Annotated in this window: 10 protein-coding genes; 9 read left to right on the top strand and 1 reads right to left on the bottom strand. The window is 29.3% G+C overall.

Features of this window, described 5'->3' with window-relative positions; translation table 11 throughout:
- Nucleotides 1-486: 486 nt before the first annotated feature.
- The 9 genes from BM384_RS11760 (at nucleotide 487) to BM384_RS11720 (ending at nucleotide 10,449) form a co-directional block, all read left to right on the top strand.
- Nucleotides 487-1,794, top strand: coding sequence for an alpha/beta fold hydrolase (locus BM384_RS11760; RefSeq protein ID WP_090013823.1), 1,308 nt, complete (start codon nucleotides 487-489; stop codon nucleotides 1,792-1,794).
- A 374-nt stretch (nucleotides 1,795-2,168) separates the two neighbouring features.
- On the top strand, nucleotides 2,169-3,182 hold the full coding sequence (locus tag BM384_RS11755; RefSeq protein WP_347455070.1) for a sulfate ABC transporter substrate-binding protein: 1,014 nt from the start codon (nucleotides 2,169-2,171) through the stop codon (nucleotides 3,180-3,182).
- A 20-nt stretch (nucleotides 3,183-3,202) separates the two neighbouring features.
- Nucleotides 3,203-4,027 carry a sulfate ABC transporter permease subunit CysT gene (gene cysT / locus BM384_RS11750; protein ID WP_090013821.1) on the top strand — a complete coding sequence of 275 codons (825 nt, stop codon included), beginning with the start codon at nucleotides 3,203-3,205 and terminating at the stop codon, nucleotides 4,025-4,027.
- Nucleotides 4,028-4,033: 6 nt separating this feature from the next.
- Nucleotides 4,034-4,843, top strand: coding sequence for a sulfate ABC transporter permease subunit CysW (gene cysW / locus BM384_RS11745; RefSeq protein WP_090013820.1), 810 nt, complete (start codon nucleotides 4,034-4,036; stop codon nucleotides 4,841-4,843).
- A 3-nt stretch (nucleotides 4,844-4,846) separates the two neighbouring features.
- A complete protein-coding gene (locus BM384_RS11740; RefSeq protein WP_090013818.1) occupies nucleotides 4,847-5,905 on the top strand; it encodes a sulfate/molybdate ABC transporter ATP-binding protein in 1,059 nt (352 codons plus the stop codon).
- Between the two features lie 18 nt (nucleotides 5,906-5,923).
- Nucleotides 5,924-7,603 carry an adenylyl-sulfate reductase subunit alpha gene (locus BM384_RS11735; protein WP_175537359.1) on the top strand — a complete coding sequence of 560 codons (1,680 nt, stop codon included), beginning with the start codon at nucleotides 5,924-5,926 and terminating at the stop codon, nucleotides 7,601-7,603.
- Nucleotides 7,587-7,898, top strand: coding sequence for a 4Fe-4S dicluster domain-containing protein (locus tag BM384_RS11730; protein WP_090013815.1), 312 nt, complete (start codon nucleotides 7,587-7,589; stop codon nucleotides 7,896-7,898). Before BM384_RS11735 ends, BM384_RS11730 begins: the two co-directional genes overlap by 17 nt.
- 13 nt (nucleotides 7,899-7,911) lie before the next feature.
- A complete protein-coding gene (gene cysD / locus BM384_RS11725) occupies nucleotides 7,912-8,712 on the top strand; it encodes a sulfate adenylyltransferase subunit CysD (protein ID WP_090013813.1) in 801 nt (266 codons plus the stop codon).
- A gap of 36 nt (nucleotides 8,713-8,748) precedes the next feature.
- Entirely contained in the window at nucleotides 8,749-10,449 is a 1,701-nt protein-coding gene (locus BM384_RS11720; protein WP_090013811.1) for a sulfate adenylyltransferase subunit 1, read from the top strand.
- A gap of 348 nt (nucleotides 10,450-10,797) precedes the next feature.
- Here BM384_RS11720 and BM384_RS11715 read toward each other — a convergent pair.
- Nucleotides 10,798-11,124 (bottom strand): transposase (locus tag BM384_RS11715; protein ID WP_139232104.1); only part of this gene is annotated, 327 nt, incomplete at its 5' end.

The following is an 11,124-nucleotide window of genomic DNA, read 5'->3' as shown; positions in this document are numbered from 1 at the left end:
ACCATCAAGCAATGATCTTATAAGAAGTATAGGTAAAATAATCAATCCTAAAAGTATTTTTATAACTGATAGTTTATATTCATACAAAACCTTGTCTTCCTATTGCAAGCTTAATCATATAGTCATTCCAAAGGGAAAGCATAGTTTCAAAGGTTTTTATCCTTATTTAAATATATTTTTGATAAAATTCAGGAATATCCATTATTTATACAGGGTAAACATCCTTATAAAATCAAGAATTTTAAAGGCCGTCCACCTATATTTGAATAGCTAGTTTTATTTATCACTCTATTTCATAATTGAGCCAAAAGTAATAAAAATCATAATAAATAATAAGTATAAATAATTTAAATATTATAAGATAATAAAATGAAAAAATTAGATTTTAATGTGGAAATTAATAATTAAAAAGTAAAGTATTTTATAAAATGGAAAAATATTATATAATAAATAATAAGCGCAAAATAATGGTCAGGGGTTGAGAAAATGAAAAAAAAATCAAAAAGTATGAGATTTTTCTTTTTAGTATTATTTGCTTTGACGTTACTATCTTTATCATATCAATTTTTATTAAGACCTATACTTAAAAAGAATATGATTACAGAAATAATAAGTCTTGGTATAACTTTTATTATTTTAGCAGCAGTAATTATAACTTTAATAGTAATTTTATCTTTAATCTTATATCTAATATTATTAAAAGTTCAGAAGGTTAAAAATAAAAGAATATGGAATAGACGTCTTAGAAAATCTATTTCAATATTAGTACTTCTTTTAATTATCTTAGGAGGCTTTACATATTATTCACAAAAAAATGCATATATTAAACCTTTATGCAATGAATATAAGGATATTATTCCTACAAGTATAGCAAATCTTGAGAAGGTAAATCTTAATAACAATGAAGAGTGGATAACTATTAGAGGAAAAGATAAAAATAAGCCTATTTTATTAGTTTTAAGTGATGGACCAGGTAAATCACAAATGTCATCATTTAATAAAGCTTTAGAAGATTTAGAAGATAATTTTTTAGTGGTAACTTGGGATCAATTAGGAACTGGTAAATCCTATAAGAAGGTAGATGACTTAAATATTGATAGATATGTTTCAGATGGTAATGAGCTTACTAAATATTTATGTGAAAAATATAATAAAGAAAATGTATATCTTTTAGGAAATTCCTTTGGAAGTGCATTAGGTATTCTTATGCTAAGGGATAATCCTGATTTATATAAAGGATTTATTGGGACAAGCTCCCTTATATCTGTTAAGAGAAATGAGGAATATAGATATAATAAGGCTATAGAGATAGCAGAAAATAATAGTGATGAAAAGGAAATAAGAAAATTAAAGGCTCAAGGAAAACCAGGTTATGATAAAAAAATGTATAAAAAGCAAAAGGTATACTATGATTATTTAAAGAGTAAAGAAAAGGAAGATAGAAAAATTTTAGATGTAGGAGAAAATAATTTATATAATATATTTTCATCAGAATATGGCTTATTAGATAAGGTAAATGTAATTACAGCAGAGAAGAAGACTTATGATAAGATATTTAAAAGTTACTATAATATAGATCTTATTAATGTAGCTAAAGAAGTGAAAGTTCCTATCTATTTCTTTCAAGGAAGTCATGATTATTTAAATTCATCAGATATTTTAAATGAGTATTTTAGTGTGCTAAATGCTCCAGATAAACAGATAGTATGGTTTGAAAAATCAGGATCAATACCTTGGATAAGTGAAAAAGAAGAATTTATTAAAAATATAAATAAGAAATTTTTAAACAAGTAAAGGATGGTACCTATAAACAAAACACTAGAAAAAAGTGCCTAGTTTATAGGTGCTTTTTAATATAATACTAATGTATATTTTTGGATAAAAAAATGGTTGAAATAAAATTTAATTGCTTGAGTAAAATCGATAAGTGGTTATAAATGGTAGAAAAACTGTAAATTACTTTGACGAATTTAAGAGGAATTTTATAGATTGGTATTGAAAAGCGAACTTTTTGAAGTAATTTTTTGGGTATTTGCATTATTAAAAGAATAATATAATAAAAATATGAAAAAAATAGAAAAAGTGTTGACTTAATAAAAAAATGGTAATATAATACACATGACAGGTAAAACATATAAGCTTAGTAAGAATATAAGAATGGAGTGAAAATGATGAAGATAAAGCTATTTGGTTTTATATCTGTAATTCTATTATTAGTATCAATTTCAGGATGTACAGAAAAAAGTAATACTATTGAATTATTAAATGTATCTTACGATCCGACAAGAGAATTTTATGAAGAGTATAATAAATGTTTTTCGAGATATTGGAAAGAAAAAACTGGACAAGACGTTGTAATTAATCAATCTCATGGAGGTTCAGGGACTCAAGGTAGAGCAGTAATACATGGATTAGAAGCAGATGTTACTACTTTGGCTCTATCTTATGATATAGATAAAATAAGTAAGTCAGGACTTATAGATAGTGATTGGCAGAATCGATTTAGTAATAATAGCTGCCCATATACATCAACTATTATCTTTCTTGTAAGAAAAGGAAATCCCAAATGTGTAAAAGATTGGAATGACCTAATAAAAGATGACGTATCAGTTGTTACACCTAATCCTAAAACTTCTGGAGGTGCTAGATGGAACTTTTTAGCAGCTTGGGCTTATGCTTCAGAAAATAATAGTGGGGATGAAACAAAGTGTAAAGAATTTATGAGAAAGCTTTATAGTAATGTGGAAGTTTTAGATTCAGGGGCAAGAGCTTCTACTACAAGTTTTGCAGAAAATGGTATTGGGGATGTATTAGTATCTTGGGAAAATGAATCTTATACAACAATTAATAAACTTGGAAGTGATAATTTTGAAATTGTTTATCCATCAATAAGTGTTTTAGCAGAACCGGCAGTATCTATAGTAGATAAGGTAGTAGAGGAAAGAGGAACAAGTAGACTTGCAAATGAGTATATAAATTATCTTTATAGTGATGAAGGACAAGCGATTGCAGCAGAAAATTACTATAGACCTTCTAATAAAGAAATATTAGAAAAAAATAGAGATATTTTTAAAGATATAAAACTTGTAGGTATTGATGACTACTTTGGAGGCTGGAAGAAAGTTTCTGAAAAGTTCTTTCAAGATGGGGCAATTTTTGATGAAATATATGACTTAGGTTAATGGTAAAAGGGGGCAAAGACATGAAGAAACATAATGAAGTTATTCCAGGTTTTAAATTTACTTTTGGACTAACTATTACATATTTAAGTCTCATAGTATTGATTCCTTTAAGTGCACTTATATTAAATGCAAGTGGAATTAAGTTTAGTGATTTTATTAACATAATAACAAATCCAAGAGTTATTGCAAGTTTTGGGGTAAGTATAAAATGTTCATTTATAGCAGCTCTTATTAATGCTTTTTTTGGAACTATCTTAGCTTGGGCTTTAGTAAGATATGATTTTCCTTTTAAGAGAATTTTAGATGGTGTTATTGATTTACCTTTTGCACTTCCAACAGCAGTTGCTGGTATTTCATTAACTACTTTATATTCACAAAATGGTTTCCTTGGGAAAGGCTTATATTCTTTAGGAATTAAATCAGCTTTTTCTGAGATAGGAATAATAATTGCTTTAGTTTTTATAGGAATACCTTTTGTAGTAAGAAGTATAGAGCCAGTTCTTAAGGAACTTGATAATTCTTATGAAGAAGCAGCAACAATGCTTGGGGCAGGAAGAGCAAAAATATTTTTAAGTGTAATATTTCCAGAAATATTATCTCCCTTAATATCAGGTTTTAGCTTAGCCTTTGCAAGGGGTATAGGAGAATATGGAAGCGTAGTATTTATTTCTGGTAATATGCCAATGAAAACAGAAATAGTGCCTATTTTAATTAAAAGTAAGCTTGAGCAATATGATTATAATGGCGCTACAGCTATTGGTTTAACAATGTTAATAGTTTCTTTTTTAATATTAGTAGTTAGTAATTTAATGGAACATTATACTAACAAAGCTGCAAAGGGGTAGTATTAAATGAAAGAAAGTAAAGTTTTAAAGTGGCTTACTATTGGAGTAAGTGTTTTATTTATCCTTGTAATGCTAATAATTCCTTTAATAGTAGTTATAACTGGAGCATTAAAAGAAGGTATTTATGGATATATAAATGCTATAGATAATAGGGAAAGCTATAAAGCTATTGAACTTACTATTTTAGTTGTACTTGTATCAGTAATTTTAAATACTATTTTTGGATTAAGTGCAGCATGGACAATAACAAAATTCAAATTTAAAGGAAAGAACATTTTAAATACATTAATAGATCTTCCAGTAGCAGTTTCGCCTATAATTGCAGGTTTGATGTTTATACTTACTTTTGGGCGAGGAGGAATTTTTGAAAAAGTTATAGGGGCAATTAATTTAAAAGTGATTTTTGCTGTGCCAGGTATTATACTTGCAACTATTTTTGTTACCCTTCCTTATATATCAAAAGAAATAATTCCCTTAATGAAATCTCAAGGAACTGATGAGGAAGAAGCTGCAGCAATGATGGGAGCAAGTGGGAGAGAGATATTTTTTAAAGTAACACTTCCTAATATAAAATGGGGATTAATATATGGAATAATTCTTTGTACTTCAAGAGCCATGGGAGAGTTTGGAGCTGTATCTTTAGTATCAGGGCATATAGCAGGAAAAACAAATACACTTCCTCTTCACATAGAAATTTTATATAACGATTATCAATTTGCAGCAGCCTTTGCAGCAGCATCAATTTTAATAATTATTGCAGTTATTATACTTGTGCTTAGAAATATAGTTGAATGGAAAACTCATAGGGAGGGATAGACGATGTATGTTGAACTTAAAAATATTAATAAATATTATGGTGACTATAAAGCTTCTAATGATATAAGTTTTGAAATTGAAGAAGGAAAACTTATAGGTCTTCTTGGTCCTAGTGGAAGTGGTAAAACTACAATATTAAGAATGATAGCAGGTCTTGAAAATTCAGACTCAGGTGACATTTTAATTGGAGGTACAAGGGTTAATGATATAGATGCTAGAAAGAGAGGAATAGGTTTTGTATTTCAGAACTATGCTTTATTTAAATCAATGACTGTTTTTGATAACATAGCTTTTGGTTTGAAAATTCAAAAAGCTAATAAAAAAGAAATAAAGGAAAGAGTACTAGAACTTATTGAACTTGTAGGTTTAAAGGGATTAGAAAATCGTTATCCCAATCAACTGTCAGGAGGACAAAGACAGAGGGTAGCCTTTGCAAGGGCATTAGCACCAAGACCAAAATTATTATTACTAGATGAGCCTTTTGCAGCCATTGATGCAAAAATAAGAAAAGAACTTAGAATGTGGCTTAAAGATATAATAGGACAGCTTAATATTACTAGTATTTTTGTCACTCATGATCAAGATGAAGCAGTAGAAGTTGCTGATGAAATTATAGTTATGAATAAAGGAAATATAGAACAAAAGGGTAAGCCAGCCGAAATTTATAAAAAACCAAAAACTGCTTTTGTGGCACAGTTTATTGGAGAATCAAGGGTTATAGAGAATTATGGTATTTTAAAAGGATTTGATTATGATGAAGGTTCAAAAGCAGTAGTTAGACCTGAGTTTATTCAAATAGGTAAAAATGCTAAGGAGATTCCATTAAAGCTAGCTTCAGAAAAGGGAATTATAAAATCTATTACTTTTAGAGGTAGGAGCCTTGAACTAGAAGTGAAAATTGGAGAGTTAGTCCTTAATGGATATAGAGGATTAGATGAGGAACCAGTTTTTGTAGGAGATGAAGTTTACGTTTTAGTTAATAGACTTTATATATTTGGGGATAAAGGTGCAAAAATGATAGAAAATAGCTTGAAGACAGATCCGATGCCTATTTATATATAGTAATTTTTGGGGGCGATTATGTTGAAAGTAGAGAAACTAAGGACTGATATTTTAATAATAGGGGGAGGAGCAGCAGGATGTTATGCAGCATTAACTGCTTCTAGAAAAAGTAAAGATAAGATCCTTATAGTTGAAAAAGCAAATATAAAAAGAAGTGGATGTTTAGCAGCAGGAGTTAATGCTTTAAATGCATACATTGTAAAAGGAAGAAGACCAGAGGATTATGTTGATTATGCAGTAAAGGATGCAGAAGGGATAGTAAGAGAAGATTTACTTCTTACTATGTCAAAAAACTTAAATAAGGTAACAGCAGATCTTGAAAAATTAGGGCTTGTAATTTTAAAAGATGAAAATGGTGAATACGTAACTAGAGGCAATAGAAATATTAAGATAAATGGTGAAAATATAAAGCCAATTTTAGCTGATGCAGTTAAAAACCTTCCTAATGTAAAAATACTAAATAGGGTTAATATTATAGATTACATAGTTGAAGATAATGTTATAAAGGGAGCCTTTGGAATTTCAGAAGAAGAAGAAATTTTATATGTATTTGAAAGTAAAGCTGTAATTTGTGCAACAGGAGGAGCAGCAGGACTTTACAAACCTAATAATCCAGGGTATTCAAAACATAAAATGTGGTATTCTCCTTTTAATACAGGTGCTGGATATGCCATGGGAATAAAACATGGAGCTGAAATGACTACCTTTGAAATGAGGTTTATAGCTCTAAGATGTAAGGATACCATAGCACCAACAGGAACAATAGCTCAAGGAGTAGGAGCAGCTCAGATAAATTCAAAGGGAGAAGAGTATGGAAGCAAATATGGAAATACTACTTCTGAAAGGCTTTATGGAACAATAAGAGAAAATATAGAAGGCAGAGGACCTTGCTATCTTAATACTAAGGGGATAAGTAAAGAAGCAGAGGAAGATTTATATAAAGCTTATTTAAATATGGCACCAAGTCAGACATTAAAGTGGATAGAAGAAGGCAAGGGGCCATCTGAGTTTAATGTTGAAATTGAAGGAAGTGAACCTTATATAGTTGGAGGTCATACAGCTTCAGGATATTGGGTTGATACAAAAAGAGCAACTACAATAAAAGGACTTTATGCAGCTGGTGATGTAGCAGGAGGATGTCCTCAAAAATATGTTACAGGGGCTTTAGTTGAAGGAGAAATTGCAGCAAATTCAGCTTTAGATTATATAAAGGATACATATATTAGTGAAATAGATAATGAAAAAATTGATGAAGAATATAAATTAGTTACTAAATATTTAGGAAAAAATGAAGGTTTATATAGTATTGATGAAATAGAAGAAGCAATGCAAACTGTTATGGATAAATATGCAGGAGGAATAAGCTGTAATTATGAGTTTAATGAAGACAAGCTTAACATTGCAGAAAGAAAAATAGGTGAATTAGAAGTTTTAGCTGAAGATTTAAAGGCTGAAGATATGGACGAGCTTATAAAAATTTATGAAATTAAAGAAAGATTAGTTGTAGCTAAAGTTTTAATAGCTCATTTAAGGGCTAGAAAAGAAACAAGATGGCATAGTTTCTGTGAAAATACTGATTACAGGTATAAGGATAATAAGTATTTAAAATATGTTAACTCAAGGGTTATTGATAATAAAATAAAGATTATCTTTAGAGATATAGTACAGAGGGGGAAAATATATGAGCATCAAGATTGATAAAAATTTATGTGTAGGATGCAGGAAATGCACAGAGGTATGTCCTGGTAATCTTATAAAAATAGGTGATGATAAAAAAGCATATATTAAATATCCTGATGACTGCTGGGGGTGTTCATCTTGTATTAAAGAATGTAAGTTAAATGCAGTGAAATTTTACTTGGGAGCTGATATGGGAGGAAGAGGAAGTACTTTGTCAGTAAAGCAGGATGGGGATATAGCTTATTGGATAATAGAAAAGAATAGCAATAAAAAAATAATTAAAGTTAATAAAAGAAATGCAAATGCATATTAAGGGGGACAAGAAAATGGATCATTTAGACAGATTAGAAGCAGAAAGTATTTATATTTTAAGGGAAGCTTATAAAAAGATAGGTAAGCTAGGAATGTTATGGTCAATAGGAAAGGATTCAACAGTTTTATTATGGCTTGCAAAGAAAGCATTTTATGGACACTGCCCATTTACTTTTATCCATGTAGATACAAAACATAAAATACCAGAGATGATAGAGTATAGAGATAGGGTAGCTAAAGAACTTAACTTAGATTTAATAGTACATACTAATGAAGAGGCTATTAAAAATGGTATGGGACCACACGAAGGAAGATTAAAATGCTGCAAAGCTTTAAAAACAGAAGGATTACAACAGGTTGTTGAAAAGTATAGTTTTGATGGACTTATAGTTGGGGTTAGACGTGATGAGGAAGGTTCACGTTCTAAAGAAAGAGTATTTAGTGAAAGAAATAAAGATTATGAATGGGATTACACTAATCAGCCACCAGAATTATGGGATCAATTTAAAACTGACTTCCCTAAGGGAAACCATATAAGAATACATCCTTTATTACAATGGAATGAATTAGATATATGGGAATATATAAAGAGAGAAAATATTCCAATAATAGATTTATACTTTGCAAAGAATGGGGAAAGATATAGAAGTCTTGGATGTGCACCTTGTACAGGTAAGATTAAGTCTGATGCAGATACTTTAGATAAAATTATTGAAGAGTTAAAACATACTAAAACAGGTGAACGTGCAGGAAGAGCACAAGATCAAGAGGATGCATATGCAATGCAGAAATTAAGAAAAGACGGATATATGTAAGAAATACTAAGAAGAAGTTTTAAGGGGGCAAAGTTTATGACAGATAATAATAGAGAAGTTTTAAATATAGTAGCAGTTGGACATGTTGATCATGGTAAATCAACTGTAATAGGAAAGTTACTTTATGATACACATTCATTACCTGAAGGAGCAGTTGAAAAGGTAAAAAGAATTGCTAAGGAGACAGGAAAGCCGTTCGAATATGCTTATCTTTTAGATGCTTTTGAAGAAGAACAAAAGCAAGGTATTACAATAGATACAACTCAAATTCAATTCTCAACAGAAAAACGAGATTATGTAATTATAGATGCACCAGGACATAAGGAATTTTTAAAGAATATGATTTCAGGAGCTGCTAATGCAGAAGCAGCCCTTCTTATAGTAGATGCTAAGCAGGGGGTACAAGAACAATCAAGAAGACATGCTTATATACTTTCTTTATTAGGAATTAAAAAGGTTTATGTTATAGTAAACAAAATGGATCTAGTTGATTATTCTGAGGAAGTATTTAGGAAGATAGTAAAAGAAATGGGGGAATTCTTAGGTGAGTTAAATGTACATCCTTTAAGCTACATACCAGTATCAGCTTTCTTTGGTGAAAATATATTAAATTCTTCAGAAAAGATGCCATGGTATACAGGACATACTTTAATAGAATCTATAGACTTAGTAGAAAAGGAAAAAGGAATTGAAGACAAATCTTTAAGATTCCCAATTCAAGATGTTTATAAGTTTGATAATAGAAGAATTATTGCAGGTAGAATAGAAAGTGGAAAATTAAAGGTTGGAGATAAGATCACTATTTATCCAGAAGGAAAAGAGACTACAGTAAGTTCTGTAGAGTATTGGGTAGAAAAAGACAAAACTGATGAAGTTTATGCAGGACAATCTGTTGGCATAACCGTAACTGATGAATTCTTTAATAAAAGAGGAGAAATAATTGCCTTTGAAAATGAAAAACCTGAAGTTTCAAATAGTTTTAGAGCTAATATATTCTGGATGGGTAAAAATGATTTAACTGTTGGTAAGAAGTATAAGATAAAGCTTACTACTCAAGAAGTTGAAGGGGAAATAGAAGAGATAGTAAGAGTTATTGATGCTTCAAATTTAGATAGCAGCAAGGCTAATACTACAGTTGCTTTAAATGATGTTGCAGAAGTTATTATTAAGACTAATGAAAAGGTAGCCTTTGATAAGTTTAGTGATATAAATATTACAGGAAGATTTGTACTTGTAGAAGGTTATGATGTTGCTGGTGGTGGAATCATTACTGAAAATGAAGGTCTTAAGGAAGAATCATTAAAGGGTGGATTTATTCATAATGGTATTAATGCTAGAAATGATATATTTGAAGAATATTATTATGAATCAAGAGACTTCTCACTTACAAAGGAAATTATAAATAATAATGTTTATACAATAGGTGATGAAGTTCCTTTAAAGGGTGATAGTTATGATTATCCAAAGGACTTAGACATTATAATATTTAGAGATGATGTTTATGTAAGTATAAGAAATGGTAAGGTTACTTCTCTTAATGAACTTGATTATTATGAATATAATAATGTACCTTTAGTAAATGGTAGAGGTTTTGGAATTAATGCAGAGACAAAGGAAGAGGTAGAGAAGCTACTTAAAGGATATGAAGAAATTCATGATAAGAATAAGGAATATGTAAATGATTATTTAAATCAATGGCTTGATATTGAGAAGTATAGAAAATTAGTATTTAAATAAAAAATGATTGTTACACTAAAATGGAACCTATAGAATAGATGATTAGAAGAAGAGAGTTTATTTATATAGGTTCTTTTTTCTTTTCGCTAATTTAATTGTTAAAAAGGTTTTAATTAATGTCAAAAGGAGTGTCTTGCGTTTCAATTTGTATTAAAATAAATACATAATATTACAAAAATGTAATAATAAAGCGTTAATGAAAAAGGTACATAAATAGTAATAAAAAATATAAATTTAGAGACCAGCTAATAATATTCAAGTAAATTAAGAAAATATTATTTTTTTAAAAAAGGGTATAACAAACAAACCATTTGTAAAATACGAACGGTTACAAAAAATGTAAATTGATTAAGCTACATTATTTTGAGAAATATTTTCTAAAAACATTTGCTTATGTATTTTAGGATTTCGTAACTCAAATGGAGTTTGGTTTCGAAGTACTGCAAAGATATAATTTATTAATTTGTGCATTATAGCAACTAAAGCAACTTTAGCTTTTTTGCCTTGCAAATTAACTTTATAGTATTCTAATAAAACGCCATTAATAGGAGTTCCATTACGAGTACATCTAATAGAAGCAAGTGCTGCTGAATATAAAGCTCTTCGACCGATACGAGTTCCGCGCTTTGAAATTTTACATTGATTGCCTTGGAATTTACCAGACTGATTAACAGA

Origin of the sequence: Clostridium sp. DSM 8431 (genome assembly GCF_900116755.1) — a bacterium.
Classification (GTDB): domain Bacteria; phylum Bacillota; class Clostridia; order Clostridiales; family Clostridiaceae; genus Clostridium.
The sequence above is the reverse complement of the archived record's forward strand: the minus strand, read 5'-3'. Positions and strand labels throughout refer to the sequence as shown.